We start from the raw sequence: 24,757 nt of genomic DNA on the forward strand, positions 1-24,757 counted from the left end.
GATGAAAACGGTCTGGCGCATCCTTCGCATTGTCCTCTACACGCTGCTGATCGTGGTCGCGGGTACGATCGGCGCGCTCGTCGTGCTGACCAAGACCGAGCGCGGGCGCGACAACCTCGCCGGCATCATTTCGCGGCTGGCCTCGAGCGATGATCGCAAGGTTACCGTCAGCGGTATCGACGGCATCTGGTCGGGTAATCTCAGCGTTGACCATGTCGTGCTGGAGGACCGCGAGGGCGCGTGGCTGGTGGCGCGCAAGGTAGCCGTCGACTGGTCGCCGACGGCGCTGCTGTCGAAAAGCTTCAGCGCCGATCGCATCGCGGCCGAGCGCATCGAACTGGCACGGCTGCCGGTGGCCGGTACGCAGCCGCCGGCGCAAAGCGGCACGACGACGCTGCCGGTCTCCATCGACATCAAGCAGATCGACCTGCCGGAAATCGCGCTTGGCGAGCAGCTGGCCGGCAGCGGCATCGCGGAGCTCGCAGCCAAGGGAATGCTCAAGGCCGATGCCGCGCCACTGGCGGTCCAGACGGTGCTCAACGTCACCCGCCACGACGGTAAACAGGGCAATGTCGATGCCAAGATCCATTTCGCACCCACCGACAACAAGCTGGACCTCGACCTCAAGGCGTCGGAGCCGGCCGGCGGCATCATTGCCAACCTGCTCAAGCTGCCGGATGCGCCACCGGTCGATATCGCGGTTTTGGGCAGCGGACCGCTTGCCAACTGGAGTGGTGTCGGTACTTTCCTCGTCGACCATCGGATCGTCACCCAGCTCACCGGCCGCCATCAACTCACCGACAAGGGCAATCATGTCGAGGCAAAGGGCGACGGCGATTTTGCGCGCTTCCTGCCGGAAAACCTGAAGTCGCTGTTTGCCGGCAAGACCAGCTTCGATATCGCGGGTACCGCCACATCGGCTGGCGGCATCAGCATCGACAGGGCCAGCATCGAGAGCGATGCGGTGCACGGCACCGCCTCCGGTATTGCCGATCCCGCCGGCGCCAGCGACCTGTCGGTCGAACTCGCCGCCAAGGGTCCGCCCGTGGTGATCAGCGTCGGCAGCAAGGCGCAGCCGATCACGCTGGCGATCAAGAACGCCACCGCGCGGGCCTTCGGCGACGGCAAGGCGCCGATCGTCGACATTGGCGCGTCCTTCGTTTCGATCGTCGTCGGCGGCACGCGGCTGGACGATCTGGCGGCGCAAATCCATTCCGATGGTTTCGATATCCAGAACCGCGCCGGCCCGGTTGCCGTCAAGCTGGAGGCTGGCGGCCTGGAAACCGACGTCGCGACCTTGGCGCCGCTGGTCACCGGCAAGGTCAATGTCGATCTGGCCGGTTCAATCAGCAAGGACGCCATTGTTGCCATCGATCAGGGTACGCTGCGCTCCGATGCGCTCAACGCGTCGCTGACGGCGACGGTAGCGCTCGCCGACATGTCGATGCAGCTCAAAATGAACGCCGATGCCGTGGCGACCGCGTTCCCGCAGCAGATCGCCTCGGTGCTCGGCGGGCGGGTGAAATTCTCGGCCACGGCATCGCGCGATCCGCAGGGCTCTTTCGCCGCGAACTCGATCGAACTCACTTCGGGATCGCTCAGCGCCAGCGGTACGGCCAGCATGCAAGGCACGGACATCCAGGCCGACATCAAGGGCAAATTGGGTGACGTTTCAGTGTTGTCGCCGACGGTCGGCGTGCCGGTTACCGGCGGGGTCGATTTCGCACTGTCGGCGACCGGCGCGATCACCGCGCCGGATTTCACTGTTAGCGCCGACAGCGACAGCCTGACCGCTTCGGGCCGCACGGTGAAGGCCATCAAGCTGACCGCGAGCGGCAAGGCCGACATAACGAGCCCTTCCGCCAACGTCTCACTGACCGGTGCCGTCAACGACCAGCCGCTCGACATCAAGGCTGCCCTGGTGACCAGCGAGGGCAAGCGTTCGATCAACGGCTTCCTGGTCTCGCTGGGCGACAACAAGGTCTCGGGCGACCTGGCGCTCGACGACAAGTTCATGCCCTTGGGAACGCTGACGCTCGCCGCGCCGGCAATCGACCAATTGGCCGCGCTCGCCGGCCAGGCGGTGACCGGCGACATCAACGGCACCATCCTCTTCGCCAAGGACGGCGACGCACCCTCCATTGCCATCGATGCCAAGAGCACGTCGGTCGCGCGTGGCGAGGTGACGGCCAAAGCGATCGCCATCAATGCGCTGATCGCCAATTATCTCAAGGCGCCGGCGATCTCGGGCACCATCAAGGCGGATGCGGTCACTTCGGGAAGCACCGAAATCAGCGGCATCGGCGTCGATCTCAAGCGCGACGGCGACTGGACCAATTTCACCGGCGGCGCCACAATCGCGGGCATTCCGGCGACCGCTGCCGGCCGGGTGAAGATCGCCGAGGGCACCACCAGCGTCGAGATTGCCTCGGGCGACGCCACTATTCGCGGGATCAAGGCGGCGATTGCCGAACCGTCGGCTCTGACCATCGCCGACGGCACAGCCAACATCGAGAAGCTGGCGCTCGATATTGGCGGCGGCAAAGTGGCGCTTTCGGGCAGCGCCGGCGAGACGCTCGATCTGGCGGCACAGGTCTCCGCATTGCCTGCCACGCTTGCCAATGCGTTTTTGCCGGGCCTGGATGCTACGGGAACGCTTGATGGTATCGCTGAAGTGAGCGGCGCCCCGGCAGCTCCCGACATCCGGTTCAACGCGAAACTGGCCGGCGCCGAGACCAGCCAGACCCGGCAGGCAGGGCTCGGCCCACTCGCCGTCGATGCGGTCGGCAGCTACACCATTGCCGGCGGCGTCGCCCTCGACCGTGCCACCCTCTCCGGCGAGAAGGTCTCCGGCCAGGCCGCCGGCACCATCAACCCGAACGGGGCCAGCGATTTCGCGATCGATCTGACCTCGTCCGGCCCCAGCCTGCCGCTGACGGTCGGAAGTATCGAGAGCCCGGTCAAGCTCGAGGTCCGATCAGTGTCGGCCAAAATTGCGGGCGAAAGCACGCATGCCCGGCTGGACTTTTCCGCGATCCTGCCCTCGGTCGTCACCAACCCTGCGAAGGTGGACGGACTTACCCTGACGCTGCACTCGGACGCATTCGATCTCAGGAACCGCGCCGGGCCGGTTTCCGGAACGGTGTCGGTGGACAAGGTTGGGCTCGACAATGCAACGATCGCGCCGCTCATCGCAGGCAAGGTCACGGCGGCGCTCAACGCCCGGCTGAGCGCCGACGCCGTCGCCATCGACAGCGGCACGCTGAAAAGCGATGCGCTCAGCAGCCAGGTCGCTGGCCAGGTCTCGCTGCGTGACGGTGCCGTCGATCTCAACCTGAAGGCGGATGCGCCATCGTCGGCCCTGCCGGCGGCGGCACGCGGCATGCTTGGCGACCGCGCCCAGATAAGCGCCACGCTGAAGCGCGAGCCCAACGGCAATCTCAACATAGGTGGATTGAAGCTCACTTCGGGCGCGCTGAGTGCCGACGGCCAGGCAAGCCTTGCCGACAACAAGGTGACCGCCGACATTAGGGGGACGCTGAGCGACATCTCGCCATTGTCGAAGGATGCCAAGGGCGCCATCGCTTTTGCGCTGAGTGCGCAAGGACCGGCCATGGCGCCGGACCTGTCGCTCACCGTCAACAGCGACAAGCTCTCGGTGGCATCGCGCGAGATCACCGGATTGAAGCTCACGGCGACCGGCAAGGCCGATGCCGCCAACCCTGCAGCCAATGTGCAGCTCACCGGCATTGTCGCCGGCCAGGCGCTGCAGGGGAGTGCCGTGTTGGCAACGGCGGACGGCAAGAGCGCCATCAACGGCCTGCTCCTCTCGCTTGGCAAGAACAGGATTTCAGGCGATCTGGCGCTGGACGACAAGTTCGTGCCTGAAGGCACCATCTCGCTCGACCTGCCCGATATCGGCCCGCTCGCAGCGCTGGCCCTTGAAAAGGCAGAGGGCGATGTGCGCGGCACGATCGCCTTCTCCAGGAATGGCGCGGCGCCCCAGGTCGCCATCAAGGCGGCTACCGCCTCGATCACGCGTGGCGACCTCCAGGCGAAGGCCGTTTCCATCGATGCGTTGATCGCCAACTATCTCGCCGCGCCAGTCATCTCCGGGAAGATCCACGCCGACACCGTCACATCGGGCGGCACCGTGATCAGCGGCATCGATGTCGATTTGAAGCGCGACGGCGACTGGACCGGCTTTTCCGGCGGCGCCACGGTCAAGGGCATTCCGGCGAGGGCCGCCGGCCGCGTGAAGGTGGCCGGCGGCACCACCACGATCGAACTCGCTTCGGGGCAGGCGACCGTCCAAGGCATCAAGGCAGCTATCGCCCAGGCCTCGACCGTCAGCATCGCCAACGGCACGACGACGCTTGACAGGCTGGTGCTCAACCTTGGCGGCGGCACCGCGACGGTAACCGGCAAGGTCGGGCAGGCGCTCGACATCAATGCAGTACTGGCGCGCGTGCCGATGTCGCTCGCCAACAGTTTTTCACCCGGTCTCGATGCCGCGGGTTCCATCTCCGGCACGGTGAAGGTTACGGGCGCACCGGCGAGCCCCGCCGTTGCCTTCAAGATAGACGCGGCCGGCGTGCAGACGTCGCAGACCCGTGGCGCGGGCGTCGGCGCGGTCAGTGTTTCCTCGTCGGGTACCTTTGCCGGCAACAAGTTGACGTTCGACGCCAATATCAGCGATGGAGCCGGCCTTGGCCTCAAGGGCGGCGGCACGGTGACGACGGCGGGCACGCCCGCGCTGGCGCTCGATTTCAACGGTGCCGTGCCATTCGGCCTCCTCGGCGAGAAGCTTGCCGCGCAGGGCCTGGCGCTGACCGGCAACGCCAACGTCAATGTCCAGGTGCGCGGTCCGGCGACATCGCCCGTGATCGGCGGCAGCGTCAAAACCTCGGGCGCGCGGCTGGTCGACGCACGCTCGGGCCTTGCGGTCAACGATATCGCGGCGGACGTCTCGATAGGCAACGGCGTTGCCAGGATCAACCGGTTGACCGGAACGCTGTCGACGCGCGGCAGCCTGTCGGCCAGCGGTACGGTCGGCATCAATCCGGCGCAAGGGTTCCCGGCCGACCTGTCGATCAAGCTCACCGATGGCCGCTACACGGATGGACGCGTGGTGACCGCAAACCTTGGCGGCGACCTGACGATCAAGGGGCCGCTGACTTCTGCACCGGCCATTGCCGGCACCGTCAACCTGGCCAAGACCGTCATCACGGTTCCGGACAGATTGCCGGGCTCGCTCTCGGCACTCGACGTCAAGCACAAGAACGCGCCGGGTGCGGTCAGGGCACAGGACAAGGCGCTGCGCCCGGCGACGAGCAGCGGCAAGAGCAGTGGCAGCGGCTTTGCGCTCGACGTCACTGTCAATGCGCCGAACCAGATTTTCATCCAGGGCAGGGGTGTCGACGCCGAACTCGGCGGCTCGCTCAAACTGACCGGCCCGGCATCGTCGCCGCAAGCCGTCGGCACCTTCACCTTGCAGCGTGGCCGGCTGTCGATCCTTGGCAAGCGGCTGACCTTCACCGAAGGCACGGTCGGATTCTCCGGCTCGCTGGTGCCCTATCTCAACCTGACGGCGACGACGACCACGACCGGCGCAACCGTCACCATCGTGGTGTCGGGCGAGGCGACCAATCCAAAATTCACCTTCAGTTCGGTGCCGGCGCTGCCGGAGGATGAAGTGCTGGCGCAACTGATCTTCGGGCGGTCGATGTCCAACCTGTCGCCGCTGCAGATCGCGCAACTGGCAGAAGCGGCCGGCCAACTGGCTGGTGTCGGCGGCTCGACGTCGCTACTGGAGAATCTGCGCGGCGCCATCGGTGTCGACGATCTCGACGTCATCACCGATGACAAGGGGGGCACCGCGGTCTCGGCCGGCAAGTATCTCAACGACCGCACCTATGTGACCATCCAGAAGGGCGACAAGCCGGGTTCCGGCAAGGCGACCATCGACCTCAATGTCGGGCGCGGCGTCAAATTGCGCGGCGAGGCGACGGACGCCGGCGAAGCCAAGGGCGGAATATTCTACGAGAAGGAATATTGACGGCCTGGCCCTCGTCCTGGCCGCAACTGGCGCTGTCGTAACCAGTGCGAATGTCTCAGTTTAATCGCCCGAAGAGATTTTGGCGAAATCTGGGCGCACTAGCAATTTTGCGCCAAGACTGTCGCTATCACGCGAACTGCCCCCCTTTCAAAGTTGCACATTCGCTAACATGTTCCCAATCCATGTCGTCTTTGACATCATGGCCTGGATGCGGAATGTTAATCGGCGGAAAGCCAACAATGGGAGTTAGTCATGACAATCTATAAGAGCAATGGCGACAGCGTTCCGGATCACATCCTGGCGATGGCCGAAGAAGCCAAGTCGGGCAAGGTCGACCGCCGCGAATTCCTCGCGCTCGCCAGCGTCTTCGGCGCCTCGACGGCCATGGCCTACGGGCTGCTCGGCCTTGCCGCTCCGACCCCGGCCAAGGCCGAGGACGTCCAAGGCAAGAAGGGCGGCGTGCTGAAGGTCGCCATGTCCGTCAAGGATCCCAAGGATCCGCGTACAGCAGACTGGTCCGAGATTTCCAACGCCGAGCGCCAGGCGCTCGAGCCGCTGGTGAAATACACCAAAGAGTACACCTTCGCGCCATATCTGCTGGCAAGCTGGGACATCAACGACGACGCCACCGAATACACGCTGCATGTGCGGCCTGGCGTCGAATGGAACAATGGCGACAAGTTCACCGCCGATGACGTGATCTACAATTTCACCCGCTGGGCCGACAAATCAGCGGAAGGCAACTCGATGCCGGGACGCCTTGGCAGTCTCGTCGATGAGACGACCAAGAAGTTGCGCGAAGGGGCGATCGCCAAGGTCGACGACATGACCGTCAAGTTGAAGCTGTCGAAGCCCGACATCGCCATCATCCCGAACCTGTGCGACTATCCCGGCCTCGTCGTCCACAAGACCTTCGACGAGAAGGGCGCCAACTTCAAGAACTGCCCGATCGGCACCGGTCCGTTCGAGCTCGTCTCCTATGACGTCGGCCAGAAGGTGGTCTACAAGCGCCGCACGACCGGCAAGTGGTGGCAGGGCGAAGCCTTCCTCGATGGCGTCGAGTTCATCGACTACGGCACCGATCCGGCCGCGACGGTCTCGGCCTTCGAATCGGGCGAAGTGCAGACCAACCACGAAACCACGGCCGATTACGTCAAGATCATCGAAGGTGTCGGTGCGCCGGCTTCGGAAGTCGTGACCGCGGCCACCGTGGTCTCTCGCTTCAACATCAATGCCAAGCCCTATGGCGACCAGAAGGTGCGCCAGGCGATGTGCCTCGCCGTCGATAATTCGGTCGTGCTGCAGCTCGGCTATGGCAATGCCGGCACGCCGGCCGAAAACCACCATGTCGCGCCGATCCATCCGGAATATGTGGAACTGCCGAAGATCAAGCGCGACATGGCCAAGGCCAAGCAGATGCTGACGGAAGCCGGCGTGATCGATTTCGAGCACGAGCTGATCAGCAATGACGAGGACTACCACAAGAACACCACCGACGCGATCGCGGCCCAGCTGCGCGAGGCCGGCATCAAGGTGAAGCGCACCGTGCTGCCGAGCTCGACCTTCTGGAACGACTGGACGAAATACCCGTTCTCGGAAACCAACTGGAACATGCGTCCGCTTGGCATCCAGGTCATCGCCATCGCCTACCGCTCCGGCGAAGCCTGGAACGAGACGGCTTATGCCAATCCGGACTTCGACAAGAAGGTCAACGAGGCCCTCGGCATCGCGGATGCGGAGAAGCGCAAGGTCGTGATGAAGGACATCGAGACGATGCTGCAGGAGTCCGGCATCATCATCCAGCCTTACTGGCGCAAGCTCTACATCAACATCAAGCCCGAGGTGAAGAACCACTCGATGCACCCCACCTACGAGCACGACTTCGGCAAGGTTTGGCTCGATCAGGCGTGACCCACAGCTTGACGAATACGAGGGGCGACTGGCCCCTCGAATTCGCGGGATCGTCGCCGTTGCACTGGATGCAGCGGCGGCGTGACGTCGCAAGGTTTTCGAAACAGGGTTGACCATATCTGACCCCAACCCGGCCGGCAGGGGGTACAATGTTCTCATTCATCATCAGACGCATCGGCACTATACTGCTCACGATGCTGTGCCTGACGCTGGTCGTTTTCTTCCTCGTCAATCTCGAACCCAATCTGAAGAAGCTGGCGATCAGCCAGACCGAAATGCACACATCGGCCGAGCAGCTCGAAAGCTGGCTGGTCAATCACGGCTACCGCCAGAACTTCTTCGCTCGCTATGGCCAGTGGCTCGGCGTCGTGCCCAAGCAGCCGATCACGGATCCGGCGACGGGGAAGACGACACAGCGCTTCTCTTTCTGCAACGACCCGACGGTGCCGACATTCTCCGGTGTCATCGAGGGCGATTTCGGCTGCTCGACCAAGTTCAAGACCACGGTTGGGGCCAAGCTGTTCCCTGCGCTCGGCGCCACCGGCATCCTGATGTTCTGGGTGCTGGCGGTGATGGTGCCGGTCTCGCTGCTGATCGGCATCCTTGCCGGCATGCGCGAGGGCACGCGCACCGACCGCGTGCTGTCGGTCGCGTCGATCGCCTCGACGGCGACACCTGAATATGTGTCGGGCGTCATCTTCACCGTCGTCTTCGCCTCATGGCTCGGCTGGCTGAACGGTTCTGCCGCCTCGGCAAGCCAGGGTATCACCTTCTACAACTTCACGCTGCCGGTCATCACTTTGGCGATCTACGGCATCGGCTACATCGCGCGCATGACACGCGCCTCGATGGTCGAGGTGATGACGCAGCAATATATCCGTACGGCACGCCTGAAGGGGCTTTCCTTCAAGAGTGTCGTGGTCAAGCACGCGCTGCGCAACGCGTTGATCGCGCCGTTCACCGTCATCATGCTGCAGTTTCCATGGCTGCTCACCGGCGTCGTCATCGTCGAGGTGATGTTCCGCTACCAGGGCTTCGGCTACACGCTGGTCGAGGCCGCGGGCAACAACGACATCGATCTTCTGCTCGGCTGTTCGCTGGTCTCGGTGTTCATCGTCTTGATCACGCAGCTCATTTCCGACGTCGGCTACGCGTTCCTCAATCCGCGCATCCGCGTTCAGTAGGGAGAAGGCGCATGCAAGCTCAATATATCGGCGCCTCCACCATCATCCTCGAAGTGTTCTGGCGCTTCTGGCCGGTCTGGGTCGCGCTTTTCATCGTCATGGGCGCGAGCTTTCTCTACAAGAAGAAGCTGGCGCTCTATGGCCAGCTGTTTGACAGCGGCGTCGGCATAGCGGGCGTCTTCATCTGCCTGTTCTGGCTGTTCACGGCGATCTTCGCCTCGACCATCTCGCCTTTCGATCCGCTCGGCCAGGTCCCGATCATGAAGGACACGCTGCCCGGCGCCATCGAACCGCAATCGGGGCTCGTCTACCTGTTCGGCGGTGACAAGCTGGCGCGCGATGTGTTCTCGCGCATGGTCTATGGCAGCCAGATCGTGCTGATCATCGCACCCGCGGCGACCGGTTTCGCGCTCATGGTCGGCATCACGCTCGGCCTGCCGGCCGGCTATTACGGCGGCAAGATCGATTCCATCCTGTCGTTCCTGGCCAACCTCGTGCTGGCTTTCCCGGTGATCCTGCTGTTCTACCTGCTGGTGACGCCGGGCATCATGGATACGCCGATCCCCTATGCGCTGGCCGGTGTCTTCTTCCTGTTCCCGATCATCTTCTTCAGCGTGCTGTTCTGGACCCGCTACAAGAACCGGCCCGACCGGATCTATATCCTGCTTGGCCTGACGCTGATCATAGGCGGCTGGATCTACCTCGGCCTGGTCTTCGACAGGGATCCGCTGCACATCGTCCACATCGATCCCAACCAGCTCAACATTTTCGTGGCTGTGGTGTTCGCCTCCAGCCCCGGCGTGTTCCGCATCGTGCGCGGCCTTGTGATGGACATCAAGACGCGCGACTATGTGGCGGCGGCGCAGACGCGCGGTGAATCGCCGTGGTATATCATGCTGTGGGAAATCCTGCCCAATGCGCGCGGACCGCTGATCGTCGATGCCTGCCTGCGCATCGGCTACACCACGATCCTGCTCGGCACGCTGGGCTATTTCGGCCTGGGCCTTGCGCCCGAGAGCCCGGACTGGGGCACCGCGATCAAGGACGCCAGCCGATTGCTGCGCTCCTTCATCCATCCGGCGCTGCCGCCGACGATCGCGCTGATGTCGTTCGTGCTGGGGCTCAACCTGTTGGCCGATTCGCTGCGCGAGCAATCGATGAAAGACTGATTGACGGGCCTTGACCCGCGTCTGGTAAAATTTGGATTGGAGCGACCCATGAACGAGGCAGTTCGAAATCCCGCCAAGCCGACCAATGGGCCGACCAATGGGCCGATCATCGAGATCGAGAACCTGTCGATCTCCTTCTTCACCCGCAAGGGCGAGATACCGGCCGTGATGGATTTTTCCTGCACGGTCATGCCGGGCGAGGCGATGGGCATCGTCGGTGAATCCGGCTGCGGCAAGTCGACCGTATCGCTCGGCATCATGCGCGACCTGTCCAACATCGGAAAGATCGTCGGCGGCAAGATCAAGTTCCAGGGCAAGGACATGGGCGAGCTCTCCGACGAGGAACTGCGCGCCATCCGCGGCAACAAGATCGCCATGATCTACCAGGAGCCGATGGCCAGCCTCAATCCGGCGATGAAGGTCGGCCAGCAGCTGATGGAAGTGCCGTTGATCCACGACAAGGTGTCGAAGGAAGAGGCCTACTCCAGGGCGCTCGAAATGGTGCGCTCGGTCAAGCTTCCCGATCCCGAGCGCATGATGCGCTCCTATCCGCACCAGCTTTCCGGCGGCCAGCAGCAGCGCATCGTCATTGCCATGGCGCTGCTGTCGAAGCCGGCGCTGCTTCTGCTCGACGAGCCGACCACCGCGCTCGACGTGACCGTGGAAGCGGGCATCGTCGACCTGGTGAAGGGGTTGGGCGAGAAGTTCGGCACCTCGATGATCTTCGTCTCGCACAATCTCGGCCTGATCCTTGAAACCTGCGACCGCATCACGGTGATGTATTCGGGCGAGGCGGTGGAGACGGGCAAGATCAAGGACGTCTTCGACCGGATGCGCCACCCCTACACGCAAGGGCTGTTCCGTTCGATCCCGCTGCCGGGCGCCGACAAGAACTCGCGGCCGCTGATTGCGATTCCCGGCCAATTGCCGCTGCCGCACGAGCGGCCGAAAGGCTGCAATTTCGGGCCGCGCTGCCACCATTTCGTCGAGGGCGTCTGCAACGCCGCCGAGATCCCGATGATCGAGGTCGCGGGTCACGAAGGCCATTTCTCGCGTTGCGTACGCTTCAACGAGATCGACTGGGACGCGCTGCCGCCCGGCGCCAAGAAGATCAATGAACGTGTCGTGCCCGGCGCGCCGGTGCTCAAGATCGAGGACCTCCGGAAATATTACAAGGTCGGCGGCAGCGAAGTGTTCGGCTCGAGCGAAGGCCGCGTCGTCAAGGCCAACGAGACGATCTCGTTCATGGCGCGCGAATCCGAGACGGTCGCCATCGTTGGCGAATCCGGCTGCGGGAAGTCGACGCTGGCCAAGGTGCTGCTCGGGCTGGAGACGGCCAGTTCCGGCAGCGTGACGCTGGGCAACAAGGAAATCCAGTCGACCGGCATCGAGAAGCGCAGCGTCGACACTGTGTCGTCGATCCAGATGGTGTTCCAGAATCCGTTCGACACGCTCAACCCCAGCCATTCGGTCGGGTCGCAGATCATCCGCACACTGGAAAAATTCAATGTCGGCAAGACGGTCGCCGACCGGCGCAAGCGCATGCTGGAACTGCTCGACCTGGTGAAACTGCCCAGGGCGTTCGAGACGCGCAAGCCGCGCCAGCTTTCCGGCGGCCAGAAGCAGCGTATCGGCGTGGCACGCGCCTTTGCCGGCGACGCCAAGGTAGTCGTGGCCGACGAGCCGGTTTCGGCGCTCGACGTTTCGGTGCAGGCGGCGGTGACCGAACTGCTGATGGACATCCAGCGCAAGAACAAGACGACAATGCTGTTCATCAGCCACGATCTGTCCGTCGTGCGCTACATCGCCGACCGCGTCGTCGTCATGTATCTCGGCTATATCGTCGAGCAGGGCACGACCGACCAGATCTTCGCACCGCCCTATCATCCCTATACCGAGGCGCTGCTGTCGGCGATCCCGATCGCCGATACCAGCGTGGTCAAGAAGCACATCGTGCTGGAGGGCGACATACCCTCGGCGATGAACCCGCCGTCCGGCTGTCCGTTCCAGACACGCTGCGGCTACAAGAAGTTGGTCCCCGACAATTTGTGCGAGACCAAGGTGCCGCCGGTCAAGAATCTCGGCGACGGCCATATGAGCCTATGCTGGCTCTCCGACGACGTGCTCAAGACCATGGAGCCGGTGATCAAGTTCGACAAGGAACACGCCGCCCATGAGGGCGTGCCGGACGATGCGCCGCATGGCGACGGTCCGGGCTTTGCCGGTACGCCGCCTAACCGACCACATGGCAAGACGGCCAGTGCGGAAGCCGACGCCGTGGGGGAGGCCGCCGAGGAGGCCGAAGCCGTTTCGCGGGCTCGCCGCCACGAAGTTCGGGACGACGTCTCCGAGACCGGCGATGCCTCTCCGAAGCCCGCCAACGCCACCTCCGCGCCGTTCACGCCAAGGACGCTTGGAGACGGCCGCCAGGCGGAGAACGCACGCGTGGCACCAATTGGTGAGCCTGCGGCGAGGCAGACCAAATCAAGCCAAGGTGCGACAAAGGCGAGCGCGACTGCGGAGCCAGCCCGTCTGGCCGGCGCAAATGTCGACAAGAACCGCCCGTCGGGCATCGCCAGGCCTGCCAAACCCGATGACCTCAAGCTGATCTCCGGCGTCGGCCCGAAGACGGAAGGCATCCTCAATGGCCTCGGCATCTTCACCTACGCTCAGGTCGCCGCATGGAAGAAGGCAGAGCGCGAGTGGGTTGACGATCATCTGAGATTCCACGGCCGTATCGAGCGCGAGGACTGGGTCAAGCAGGCAAAGGCGCTAGCCAAGGGCGGCGAGGCTGAATACATCAAGGTGTTCGGCAAGAAGCCGCGCTGAAAGCCACGACCGTTGCGGCAACCCTTTAGTTGCCGCACTGGCTCAGTTGCTGTGCATAGTCGCGGGCCATCTTGTCGGTGGCCCTTGCATAGCCCTGGACGCCGGCATCGCCACGGTTGCCTCGGCCATAGGCGGTCCAGCCGAGATAATAGGCGAGATAGAGGTTGTAGGTGTCGTTGCGCGCGACGCCGTATGCGTCTGATGTCTTGGAATGATACCAGCCGACGAAGTCGACGGCGTCGGCGAATTTCGTCCGCCGCGCCGCCCAGTTGCCGGTCTCGCTCTGATATTGCGACCAGGTTCCGTCCAGCGCCTGCGAGAAGCCGGTGGCCGAGGAGACATGTTTCCACGGAATGAAGCCGAGCAGCTTGGTGCGCGGCGGCCGGGCGTTGCTCTTGAAGCCGGATTCCTTGCGCACGGTGGCCATCAGCACCGGCACCGGCACGCCGTATTTCTGGGACGCGCGCTCGGCGGCCGACTGCCAATTGTCGAACCAGCCGTCATTCTGGTCGAAGACGGCGCAGACATTGTTGATGTGGCTGGGCGCGGTGGCGCAAGCCGAAAGTGCCAGCAGCGCACACACCGCTACAATTTTACTAAAACTCGACCTACGCATTGGATGAGCAATAAGCCGAAATCATAAAGGGAATCTTGCTGCTGCCGTTAACGCCTGGTCGGCACGAGCAGGTGAGAAAATGCCATATCGGTATTCCGACGCTAATTGTCGTCATTTCTAAACAGACATTGCAGATATGCCGCCTTGGCTAAAATCACGCCGGCAAACGGCGTATTTCTGACAGACCGGCCGCGCTGCCGAAGCTTTGATGCCGGCATGACCGAACCAAGACGCAAGCGCGGCGCCGAGCGCACCAGCAACAGGGGGCCAGCGCCTATCGCGCAGCTGCCGCCCAGGCGGGTGACGAATCCCTATCCTCCGATGGCGTTGCTGTCACCAGACCAGATTGAGGCGATCCATCAGGCGTCGATGCATATATTGGAGAATTTTGGCATCGAGGTGATGAGCCCGCGTGCGCTGTCGCTGTTCGAGAAAGCCGGCGCCAAGGTCGATCACGCCTCGGCCAATGTGCGCGTCGATCGCGGCATGGTCGACGAGGCGCTGAAGACGACGCGATCTACCTATACGCTGACCCCACGCAACCCGGCCAAGTCAATCCATCTCGGTGGCAACACCATCAATTTCACGCTTGTGGCCGGTCCTCCCAATGTGCACGACATGGAGCGCGGCCGCCGTGCCGGCAATCTGCGCGACTATGCCGATCTCACCCGGCTGGCGCAGCATTTCAACTGTATCCACATGCTTGGTAACCAGGTCTGCGCGCCGGTCGAGCTGCCGGCCAACTCACGCCACCTCGACACCTATTTCACCAATCTGACGCTGACCGACAAGAGCTTCCATGTATCGGCGATCGGCCGGGGCAGGGCTCTGGACGGCATCGAGATGATGGCGATTTCGCGCGGGCTGACGCTGGATCAGATGCGGGGCGATCCCGGCATCGCCACCATCATCTCGGTCAACTCGCCGCGCCGCTTCGACGAGATGATGGCCGAGGGGCTGATGACCATGGCCGAGTACGGCCAGTCGGTGGCGGTGACACCGTTCACGCTGATGGGGGCGATGAGCCCGGTGACGCTGGCCGGCGCCTTGGCGCAGCAGAATGCGGAGGCGCTGTTCGGTGTTGTGCTGACGCAACTCGTGCGTCCCGGCGCGCCTGTGATGTACGGCGCCTTCACGTCCAATGTCGATATGAAGTCCGGCGCGCCGGCTTTCGGCACGCCTGAAAACACCAAGGCCAACATCGCCTCGGGTCAATTGGCGCGGCGCTACGGCCTGCCATACCGGACGACGCCCGGCTCGGCTTCCAACGCCGCCGATGCGCAAGGCGCCTATGAGACGCTGATGGCGCTGTGGGGCGCGGTGCTTGGCCATGGCAATCTCGTCTACCACGCCGCCGGTTGGCAGGAAGGCGGGCTGACGGCGTCGTTCGAGAAATTCATCATCGACGTCGAGATGATCCAGCACATGATGGAGTTTTTGCGCCCGATCGTGGTCGACGAAGCCGAGCTTGCCGTCGAGGCGCTGGGCGCGGTGCCGACCGGCGGCCATTTCTTCGGCGAGCCGCACACGCTGGAGCGCTATGCGACCGCCTTCTACCAGCCGATGCTCTCCAACTGGCAGAATTTCGAAGCCTGGCACGAAGCCGGCGGCCTCGACGCGACCGCGCGCGCGACGCGGCTGTGGAAGAAGGCACTGGCGGATTATGTCGAGCCGACGATGGACATTGCCGTACGTGAAGAGCTCGAGGCCTATGTGGCCAAGCGCAAGGAAGCGATCGGGCAGGGCGAGCCGTGATTTCCTTGGCGCCGGCGCGCGGCACCCCTCTCTGTCCTGCCGGACATCTCCCCCTCAAGGGGGGAGATTGGCCGCTGCCTCGGCTTTCGCCAATCGCCCACGCTGAAAGCGTAGTGCGGTTGCCAAAGCTGCTGATCTCCCCCCCTAGAGGGGGAGATGGCCGCAGGCCAGAGGGGGCGCCTTGGCTCCTGCTGTCCCGATTCATATCTCCCATCCAACTCACTGATATCAGAGAAAAGCCCATGAAATCGCATGCAAAAGTCGTGGTCATTGGCGGTGGCGTCGTTGGGTGCTCGGTGCTGTTCCACCTCGCCCGCCATGGCTGGACCGACATCGTGCTCCTGGAGCGCGATGAATTGACATCCGGCTCGACCTGGCACGCAGCCGGCGGCATGCATACGATCAATGGCGACCCCAACGTCGCCAAGCTGCAGAAATACACAATCAATCTCTACAAGGAGATCGAGGAGCTGTCGGGGCAGGCGACCGGCGTCCACCTGACCGGCGGCGTGCTTCTGGCTGCCACCGAGGCGCGGCTTGACTGGCTGCGAGGGGTCGTCGCCAAGGGCCGTTATCTCGGCATCGAGCTGGAGGAAATCTCGCCGAAAGAGGCGGCCGAGCTGATGCCGCTGCTCGACCCCAGCCAGTTCGTTGGCGCCGTCCGCAACAAGGAGGACGGCCACCTCGATCCCTCGGGCGTCACGCACGCCTATGCCAAGGCGGCGCGAAAGCTGGGCGCCGAGATCGAACGTTTCACCAAGGTGGAGGACATCGTGCGCCGTCCCGACGGGATGTGGCGCGTCATAACCAACAAGGGCGAGGTGGTGGCCGAGCATGTCGTCAATGCCGGCGGCCTGTGGGCGCGCGAGGTCGGCCGCATGGTCGGGCTCGAACTGCCGGTGCTCGCCATGGAGCACATGTACCTGATCACCGAGGATATGCCGGAGGTCGCGGCCTGGAATGCCAAAACCGGCACCGAGGTCATCCACGCGGTCGATTTCGACGGCGAGCTCTATCTGCGCCAGGAGCGCGGCGGGATGCTGATGGGCACCTATGAGAAGGCCAACAAGCCGTGGTCCGAGTATCAGACGCCGTGGAATTTCGGCCATGAGTTGCTGGCGCCGGACATCGACCGCATCGCGCCGTCGCTCGAGGTCGGCTTCCGGCATTTTCCGGCTTTCCAGAACACCGGCATCAAGCAGATCATCAACGGGCCTTTCACCTTCGCGCCCGACGGCAACCCGCTGGTCGGGCCGGTGCGCGGCCTGCCGGGCTTCTGGGTCGCCTGTGGCGTGATGGCCGGCTTCAGCCAGGGCGGCGGCGTCGGGCTCGCGCTATCCAACTGGATGATCGAGGGCGACCCCGGCGCCGATATCTGGGCGATGGACGTGGCGCGCTACGGCGACTGGGCGACCGTGGCCTACACCAACGCCAAGGTGCGCGAGAATTATTCGCGGCGTTTTTCGATCCGCTTCCCCAATGAGGAATTGCCGGCCGGGCGGACGCTGAAGACGACGCCCGTCTATGATTTGTTGTCGGCCAAGGGCGCGCAATGGGGTGTCGCCTATGGGCTGGAGGTGCCGCTCTGGTACGCACCGGAAGGCGTCAAGGACGAGTTCTCATGGCGGCGCTCGAGCGACTTCACCCATGTCGCCGCCGAAGTCGCGGCGGTGCGCTCAGGTGTCGGCCTGTCGGAGATATCGAGCTTCGCCAAATACAAGGTGACGGGCGAGGGGGCGGCGGCCTGGCTCGACCGGATGCTCGCTTGCAAGCTGCCGAAGCCCGGTCGCATGACCCTGGCGCCGATGCTGAAGGAAGACGGCAGGCTGATCGGCGATTTCACGCTGGCCAATCTAGGCCCCGATGGCTGGTTCCTGGCCGGCTCCGGCATTGCCGAGCAATATCACATGCGCTGGTTCGAGCAGCATCTGCCTGACGATGGCTCGGTCCATATCGAGGCGCTGGGGCAAAAGCTCACCGGCCTGTCGATCGCCGGTCCCAGGGCGAGGGACGTGCTGGCGAAAGCCACACGCTCCGACATATCGAACGCTGCGTTTCCCTTCATGGCCATTGGCAAGATGGATATCGGCATGGCACCGTGCCTGGTCGGCCGCGTCAGCTACACCGGGGATCTCGGCTACGAGATCTGGGTTGCGCCGGAATATCAGCGCGCCGCCTATCAGGCGCTGATGGCGGCGGGGGCGGAATTCGGCATCGGCCTGTTCGGCTCGCGCGCACTCAACGCGCTGCGGCTGGAGAAGAACTACGGTTCATGGGGGCGCGAATACCGGCCGATCTACGGGCCGCTGGAAGCCGGACTCGATCGTTTCGTCGCCTACGGCAAGGACGCCGATTTCATCGGCAAGGCGGCGGCGCTGGCCGAGCGCAAACAGGGCGGCAAGTTGCGGCTACGCGCCTTCATCGTCGATGCCAGCGATGCCGATGTCATCGGCGACGAGCCGATCTGGTTCGGCGGCGTGGTGCGGGGCTGGGTGACGTCGGGCGGCTACGCCCATCATTCGAAGAAGTCGGTCGCCGTCGGCTACGTGCCGAAGGAGATCGCCGACAAGAGCGACGGCTTCGAGATCGAGTTGCTAGGCAAGCGGCATGCGGCGCGCATGCAGGCGGCGCCGCTGTTCGATGCTAATTTCGAACGGATGCGGGGGTGAGAGCGGACCCCCGCATGGGATCATGCGTTGCGGCGGTTGTCGAGCGCAAAGGCGCCGGCGCCGGCGAAGACCAGATAGAGAAAGATAAAGCAGAACGAGATCGCCGAATCGCCGCCGTTGTTGACGGGGAAGAAGTCGCGCGGCATATGCGCCACGAAATAGGCGATCGCCATTTCGCCGGCCAGGAGGAACGCGACCGGGCGGGTGAAAAGGCCCAGTGCCAGCAGAATGCCGCCGACGAATTCGAGGAAGCCGGCTGCCAGCGGCAGTCCGCTCAACGCGGCGGCGGCGTGCTCGCCTGCGGGGAAATTGAACAGTTTCTGGCTTCCGTGCTCGACGAACTGCAGCGCGGTCATGATGCGCAAAACGCCAAGCGCCTGCGGCTGGTAACTGGCAAGGCCATCGAAAAGCTTCATCCAAAACTCCATTTGGCTTCTCGGCTCGGCCATAGGTTATCGCCCGGCTATGGACCATTCACTTCCCCTGGCCTGTCATCAACAATTGGTGATTGGAAATGTTCCCCGGCCTGACCTCTGATATTGTGCCCGTTAAGGTTGCAATTATATCGCTGTGGTTGTATTGATTTATGGACACTCCAGACATGTGGGTCCCCTCGCCATGAAAAAAGTCGCCATCGGCCTGTTCGCAATCCTTATGGGCACCACCAGCTTCGCCATGGCCGAGGACGCCGGCTGCGAGGCCTTCAAATGGCCGGTGACGCGCGAACAGGCGCTATTTCCCGCTGCGCCCTCAGCGCCCTCCGGAGCGACGCTGGCGGTGGGTGCCGCCGCGGATCTGGCGCTGGTGCCGGCCGAGAAAGCCGGTTTCGCGGTGCCGCCCGAACGGGCCCCCGCGGAGGGCACGTTCGGCGCCGTAGCCAGCGTGGCGGTGCCGCCGGAGGGGGCCATCCAGATCAGCCTGTCGGGCGAGGCCTGGATCGATGTGATCCAGGACGGCCATGCGGTGAAATCGGCGGGTTATAGCGGTGTCAAAACCTGCCCCGGCATCCGCAAGAGCGTGCGCTTCAAGCTGGCGGCGGGCCAAGCCACCGTCCAGTTCAGTGGTGCCAAGAAAGAAACCCTCAAGGTCGCGGTGCTGGCGCCGGAATGAGCCGACGCCAGCAGGCGTGATTTCAGCGGTTGGCGCGGACACTTACCGCACCGGCGCCATCAGAGCGAAATGCGCGCCTTGCGGGTCCTGGCATTGCACGATCCAGCTGCCTCCGGGCACCTCCATCGGCCCCATCAGGATCTTGCCGCCATTGTCGGTGACGCGTTTGGCTGCGGCGTCGATGCCGGTGACATTGAAATAGAACTGCCAGACCGGGACCGGAATCTGCTCGGGCTTGTTCATGATGCCGCCACCGGATTCGGGGCCGGCGGTAAAGGTCTGGTAGATGCCCATCGGGCCCATGTCGAATTCGCCGGCACTGGCCCAGCCGAACTGGCTGGAATAGAAATCGAACGCGGCCTTCCAATCGCTCGTATAAAGTTCGTGCCAGCCAATATGGCCAGGCGTGCTGGCCGGCACAACGGGCTGGTCGGGGCCGTTCGGCTGCAGGAACATGAACGTCGCGCCTTGCGGATCGGCGACGACGGCGAAGCGGCCGACGCCTGGAATGTCGTCGGGCTGGCGGTGAACGGTACCACCTGCCTTTTCCAGCGACGCCGTAGCGGCATCGACATCCCTTGCATGGATATAGCCCAGCCAGGCGGGCGGCATACCCATATTTGCCGCATCCTCCGGCATCGTCATCAGGCCGCCGACGCCACGCTCGCCGACATTCATGACGATATAACGCGGCATGCCTGGGGCCTTGTCGAAGGGCTCAGCCCTCCAGCCGACCACTTTTGTGTAGAAAGCCTCCGCGGCGTCGAGATCCGACGTCATCAGTTCGTACCAGAAGAAGGGCATCGGGGATTTTGGCATGGTCGGTCTCCTCACCGTTGTGCACCGATCGTCGTTCGATCCATCCTAGGACGATCTCGACGACAGAAATCCGACATCTGGGCTAGAAATCGGGAACGGCAAGGCCAGCCTCCTGGTATCTTGCGCGCCTTGCGATTTTCGCCTTTGCTTGGGCTCGAGAAGGGGGCCTCGATCCATGCGGCAGATGTCGCTTACAGCCGAGCTTGTCGCACTGTGCCATCGCGAGGAGGCCGATCCCGGGCCCAGCGGCAGCTGGACGCAGCTGAGTGACGAGGATTTCCGGGTCCTTTCCGCGCGGCTGTCCGATGAAGCCGATGCGGGGCCGCTATGGGTGTTCGCCTATGGCTCACTGATCTGGAAGCCAGCTTTCGAGTCCGTCGAACGCCAGCGCGCCACCGCCCATGGCTGGCATCGCTCCTTCTGCATCGACATGGTCCGCTGGCGCGGCAGTGTCGCGCAGCCAGGACTGATGATGGCGCTCGAACGCGGCGGGCGATGCGATGGTGTGATCTATCGTCTACCGGAAGGGGAGAAGGCTGCTCAGATCGAAAGGCTGTTGCGGCGCGAGATCGACGATCATGAGAGCGTCGCGTCGGTCAGGTGGGTCCCGGTGCGTACGGCGCTAGCGCAGTTGCGGGCGCTGGGTTTCTGGGTCGGGGTGACGGGCAGAGGCACTTCGCTCGGGCAGCCGCTGGAGACAGTGGCGCAAGTGCTGGCGCGCGCCTGCGGCCATGTCGGCTCCGGGGCGGAATATCTTTACAACACGGTCAGCCATCTCGAGGAATTCGGCATCCGCGACCGCAATCTTTGGACATTGCAACAATTGGTCGCTGATGAGATCAGGTTGATCCACGGCATTGGCATGGGCGGCAGCTCTATCCCTGCATTGCCGTCACCTTAACTTGAATTTGATTGTCATCTTTTAGTTCAGCCTTTTCAGCGGCTTGCGTCAAAAATTGACCAATTGATAAAAAAACAAAACGTGCTAGCCTTTCCCAAAACGAAAACATGGGGAACTGAAGATGCCAGTGGGCCAGTTCAAAGAAGGTATTGTCGGCGGCCGGCTCCTGCCGGACCAATACGCGGACAATTTTTCCGACCTGCATCCGCCGCTCGATCATCACGAGGCGCTGGTCGAATCCGACCGCTGTTATTTCTGCTACGACGCGCCGTGCATGAATGCATGTCCGACCTCGATCGACATTCCGATGTTCATCCGCCAGATCTCGACCGGCAACCCTATCGGGTCGGCCAAGACCATCTTCGACCAGAACATCCTGGGCGGCATGTGCGCCCGCGTCTGCCCGACCGAGACGCTCTGCGAGGAGGTCTGCGTGCGCGAGGTGGCGGAAGGCAAGCCGGTGCAGATCGGCCGTTTGCAGCGCTACGCCACCGATGTCGCGATGAGCGAGAACAAGCAGTTTTATCCACGCGCCGAGCCGACGGGCAAGACGGTTGCCGTGGTCGGCGCCGGCCCGGCCGGCCTTGCCGCCGCGCACCGGCTCGCTCGCCACGGCCATGACGTGACCATCCTGGAGGCGCGCCCGAAGGCCGGCGGCCTCAACGAATATGGTATCGCCGCCTACAAGAGCGTCGACGACTTCGCCCAGGCCGAGGTCGACTATGTCACCGCGATCGGCGGCATCGACATCCAGAACGGCAAGGTGCTCGGCCGCGACTACCAGTTCTCCGACCTGATCCGCAATTACGATGCGGTGTTCCTCGGCATGGGGCTTGGCGGCGTCAACGCGCTGCGCGCCGATGGCGAAGATGCCGCCGGCGTCACCAACGCGGTCGAATTCATTGCCGAACTGCGCCAGGCCAGCGACCTCTCGGGCTTGCCGGTCGGCCGCCGCGTCGTCGTCATTGGCGGCGGCATGACGGCGATCGACGCCGCCGTGCAGTCGAAGCTGCTTGGTGCCGAGGAGGTGACGATCTGCTACCGGCGCGGCCAGGAGCATATGAACGCCTCCGAGTTCGAGCAGGACCTGGCCGCCGCCAACGGCGTCACCATCCGCCATTGGCTGCAGCCGAAGCGGGTGATCGCCGAAGGTGGCAAGGTCAGTGCCATCGAACTCGAATACACCGCGCTCATCGGGGACAAGCTTGCCGGCACCGGCGAGACGCTGACGCTGGTTGCCGACCAGGTGTTCAAGGCCATCGGCCAGAGTTTTGTGCCGGTCGCCCTCAACGGCAGCGGGGCGTCAATCGACCTCGAAGCCGGCCGCATCAAGGTTGACGAGGAAGGGCGCACCTCGCTGGCCAAGGTCTGGGCCGGCGGCGATTGCATTTTTGGTGGCGACGACCTGACCGTCTCGGCCGTGGCGCAAGGGCGCGATGCGGCCGAAAGCATCCACAGGAGCCTGACCCAGGGATAAGGATCATGGCCACGGTGGAACCGGGCATTGCCCGTCACTACGAGATTTCAGGCCTGGAGCAGCGGATTCTTGCCGGGCTTGCCGATACTGGCGTGGAAATCGCCCTTCTGAGCGCCGACGATCTCGCCGCAGTCGACGAATTCCACATTGGCGGCGTGGCCGCCACCAGGGAACTCATCGACCAGATGGGGCTGAAGCCCGGCGCCAGGCTTCTCGATATCGGTTCCGGCATCGGCGGCCCGGCCCGTTTTGCCACGAACAATGCCGGCGCCGACGTCACCGGCATCGACCTGACGCAAAGCTATGTCGACATCGCGGCCAGCCTGTCGAAACAGGTGGGAATGGACGGCAAGACGCGCTTCGTGCAGGGCAGCGCGCTGGACATGCCGTTCGACAAGGCCAGCTTCGATGCGGCAATGATCCTGCATGTCGGCATGAACCTGCCCGACAAGCGCAAACTGATGAGCGAGGCCGCCCGTGTGCTCAAGTCCGGCGGCGTCTTCGCCGTCTACGACGTGATGCGGCTCAAGGACGGCGCGCTGACCTATCCGCTGCCATGGGCATCCGACGAGACCATGTCCTTTGTCGCCACGCCAGACAACTATCGTTCGGCGGCCACCGCGGCGGGCTTTTCGGTGACCGCGGAGCGCCCGCGCGGTGCTTTCGCCATCGAATTCTTCGCGACGATGCGGGCCCGCATGGCGGCCGCGCAGGCCGAGGGCAAAAAGCCGCCGCCCGGCGTCGGCCTCGTCATGGGCGAGGATGCCCGCACCAAGATCGCCAATCTCACCGCCGCGCTTGAGGGCGGCATTCTTGCTCCCGTGGAAATGCTCCTTCGTCTCGGTTGAAAGGGACCTGTCATGGCTGACATCCGCAACAATTTCGTCGGCATCAAATCGCCCAATCCGTTCTGGCTGGCCTCGGCGCCGCCGACCGACAAGGCCTACAACGTCATCCGCGCCTTCAAGGCGGGGTGGGGCGGTGTCGTCTGGAAGACGCTGGGCGAAGAGGGGCCGCCGGTGGTCAACGTCAACGGCCCGCGCTACGGCGCGATCTGGGGCGCCGACCGGCGCCTGCTCGGCCTCAACAACATCGAGCTGATCACCGACCGCGATTTGCAGACCAATCTGCGCGAGATGAAGCAAGTCAAGATGGACTGGCCCGACCGCGCGCTGATCGCATCCATCATGGTACCGTGCGTCGAGGAAAGCTGGAAATCCATCCTGCCGCTGGTCGAGGAGACCGGAGCCGACGGCATCGAGCTCAATTTCGGCTGCCCGCACGGCATGTCGGAGCGCGGCATGGGGGCGGCCGTCGGCCAGGTGCCGGAATATATCGAAATGGTGGTGCGCTGGTGCAAGCAGTATACGCGCATGCCCGTCATCACCAAGCTGACGCCCAACATCGCCGATATCCGCAAACCGGCGCGGGCAGCGCATGCCGGTGGCACCGACGCGGTGTCGCTGATCAACACAATCAATTCGATCACCGGCGTCGACCTCGACAGTTTCGCGCCGATGCCGACCATCGACGGCAAGGGCTCGCATGGCGGCTATTGCGGCCCGGCGGTGAAGCCGATCGCCATGAACATGGTGGCCGAGATCGCCCGCGACCCCGAAACCCGCGACCTGCCGATCTCCGGCATCGGCGGCATCACCACATGGCGGGACGCCGCCGAATTCATGGCGCTGGGCGCCGGCAACGTGCAGGTCTGTACGGCGGCGATGACCTATGGCTTCAAGATCGTGCAGGAGATGATCGCCGGCCTCGAAAACTGGATGGACGAGAAGGGCCACCGCTCGCTCGACGACATCATCGGCCGTGCCACGCCAAACGTCACCGACTGGCAGTACCTCAACCTCAACTATGTCGCCAAGGCGCGTATCGACCAGGACGCCTGCATCAAGTGCGGCCGCTGCCACATCGCCTGCGAGGACACCTCGCACCAGGCGATCACCAGCATTGTCAACGGCGTCAGGCATTTCGAGGTGATCGAGGCCGAGTGCGTCGGCTGCAATCTGTGCGTCAATGTCTGCCCGGTCGACAATTGCATCACCATGGAGCCGCTGGCGGCGGGCGCGTTGGACCAGCGCACCGGCAGCCCAGTGTCGCCGGTCTATGCCAACTGGACGACGCATCCGAACAACCCGATGGCCAAGGTGGCGGCGGAGTAGCGACAGATCTTCGACGAAAAAAGCGGCGTCTTCGGGCGCCGTTTTTTCATTCCCCTATTGCAGATAGGAATTATCCACGATAAAA

Annotated in this window: 15 protein-coding genes; 12 read left to right on the forward strand and 3 right to left on the reverse strand. The window is 63.7% G+C overall.

Features of this window, described 5'->3' with window-relative positions; translation table 11 throughout:
• Position 1 precedes the first annotated feature (1 nt).
• From O7A70_RS24830 to O7A70_RS24850, 5 genes are all read left to right on the forward strand, one after another.
• Complete coding sequence (locus O7A70_RS24830) at positions 2 to 6,058, forward strand: translocation/assembly module TamB domain-containing protein (protein ID WP_337142750.1); 6,057 nt, start codon at positions 2 to 4, stop codon at positions 6,056 to 6,058.
• A gap of 252 nt (positions 6,059 to 6,310) precedes the next feature.
• Complete coding sequence (locus tag O7A70_RS24835) at positions 6,311 to 7,969, forward strand: ABC transporter substrate-binding protein (RefSeq protein ID WP_140502334.1); 1,659 nt, start codon at positions 6,311 to 6,313, stop codon at positions 7,967 to 7,969.
• Positions 7,970 to 8,118: 149 nt separating this feature from the next.
• Positions 8,119 to 9,153: an ABC transporter permease gene (locus O7A70_RS24840; protein WP_337142751.1), complete on the forward strand. Its 1,035-nt coding sequence runs from the start codon at positions 8,119 to 8,121 to the stop codon at positions 9,151 to 9,153.
• An 11-nt stretch (positions 9,154 to 9,164) separates the two neighbouring features.
• Positions 9,165 to 10,322: an ABC transporter permease gene (locus O7A70_RS24845; RefSeq protein ID WP_337131425.1), complete on the forward strand. Its 1,158-nt coding sequence runs from the start codon at positions 9,165 to 9,167 to the stop codon at positions 10,320 to 10,322.
• A 48-nt stretch (positions 10,323 to 10,370) separates the two neighbouring features.
• Entirely contained in the window at positions 10,371 to 13,151 is a 2,781-nt protein-coding gene (locus O7A70_RS24850) for a dipeptide ABC transporter ATP-binding protein (RefSeq protein WP_442921209.1), read from the forward strand.
• Positions 13,152 to 13,176: 25 nt separating this feature from the next.
• Here O7A70_RS24850 and O7A70_RS24855 read toward each other — a convergent pair whose 3' ends face one another.
• Positions 13,177 to 13,767, reverse strand: coding sequence for a transglycosylase SLT domain-containing protein (locus O7A70_RS24855; RefSeq protein ID WP_140502338.1), 591 nt, complete (start codon positions 13,765 to 13,767; stop codon positions 13,177 to 13,179).
• Positions 13,768 to 13,983: 216 nt separating this feature from the next.
• Here O7A70_RS24855 and O7A70_RS24860 point away from each other — a divergent pair, with 216 nt between their 5' ends.
• Together O7A70_RS24860 and O7A70_RS24865 are read left to right on the forward strand one after the other, a co-directional pair.
• Positions 13,984 to 15,522 carry a trimethylamine methyltransferase family protein gene (locus O7A70_RS24860; RefSeq protein WP_337142752.1) on the forward strand — a complete coding sequence of 513 codons (1,539 nt, stop codon included), beginning with the start codon at positions 13,984 to 13,986 and terminating at the stop codon, positions 15,520 to 15,522.
• Between the two features lie 242 nt (positions 15,523 to 15,764).
• Positions 15,765 to 18,191, forward strand: coding sequence for a GcvT family protein (locus O7A70_RS24865; protein ID WP_337142753.1), 2,427 nt, complete (start codon positions 15,765 to 15,767; stop codon positions 18,189 to 18,191).
• Between the two features lie 20 nt (positions 18,192 to 18,211).
• Here O7A70_RS24865 and O7A70_RS24870 read toward each other — a convergent pair whose 3' ends face one another.
• Entirely contained in the window at positions 18,212 to 18,607 is a 396-nt protein-coding gene (locus O7A70_RS24870; protein WP_337142754.1) for a DoxX family protein, read from the reverse strand.
• A gap of 202 nt (positions 18,608 to 18,809) precedes the next feature.
• Here O7A70_RS24870 and O7A70_RS24875 point away from each other — a divergent pair, with 202 nt between their 5' ends.
• Complete coding sequence (locus tag O7A70_RS24875; RefSeq protein WP_337142755.1) at positions 18,810 to 19,301, forward strand: hypothetical protein; 492 nt, start codon at positions 18,810 to 18,812, stop codon at positions 19,299 to 19,301.
• A gap of 42 nt (positions 19,302 to 19,343) precedes the next feature.
• Here O7A70_RS24875 and O7A70_RS24880 read toward each other — a convergent pair whose 3' ends face one another.
• Positions 19,344 to 20,120 carry a VOC family protein gene (locus tag O7A70_RS24880; RefSeq protein WP_337142756.1) on the reverse strand — a complete coding sequence of 259 codons (777 nt, stop codon included), beginning with the start codon at positions 20,118 to 20,120 and terminating at the stop codon, positions 19,344 to 19,346.
• A 175-nt stretch (positions 20,121 to 20,295) separates the two neighbouring features.
• Between O7A70_RS24880 and O7A70_RS24885 the strand changes: the two genes are divergently transcribed.
• From O7A70_RS24885 to preA, 4 genes are all read left to right on the forward strand, one after another.
• Positions 20,296 to 21,021: a gamma-glutamylcyclotransferase gene (locus tag O7A70_RS24885; protein WP_337142757.1), complete on the forward strand. Its 726-nt coding sequence runs from the start codon at positions 20,296 to 20,298 to the stop codon at positions 21,019 to 21,021.
• Positions 21,022 to 21,142: 121 nt separating this feature from the next.
• Positions 21,143 to 22,498 (forward strand): NAD(P)-dependent oxidoreductase, encoded by a 1,356-nt coding sequence (locus O7A70_RS24890; protein ID WP_442921210.1) that lies wholly within the window; start codon positions 21,143 to 21,145, stop codon positions 22,496 to 22,498.
• Between the two features lie 5 nt (positions 22,499 to 22,503).
• Positions 22,504 to 23,346, forward strand: coding sequence for a class I SAM-dependent methyltransferase (locus O7A70_RS24895; protein WP_337142759.1), 843 nt, complete (start codon positions 22,504 to 22,506; stop codon positions 23,344 to 23,346).
• Positions 23,347 to 23,358: 12 nt separating this feature from the next.
• Positions 23,359 to 24,672 (forward strand): NAD-dependent dihydropyrimidine dehydrogenase subunit PreA, encoded by a 1,314-nt coding sequence (gene preA, locus O7A70_RS24900; RefSeq protein WP_337142760.1) that lies wholly within the window; start codon positions 23,359 to 23,361, stop codon positions 24,670 to 24,672.
• Positions 24,673 to 24,757: the final 85 nt, after the last annotated feature.

Origin of the sequence: Mesorhizobium sp. Cs1299R1N1 (genome assembly GCF_037179655.1) — a bacterium.
Classification (GTDB): domain Bacteria; phylum Pseudomonadota; class Alphaproteobacteria; order Rhizobiales; family Rhizobiaceae; genus Mesorhizobium; species Mesorhizobium salmacidum.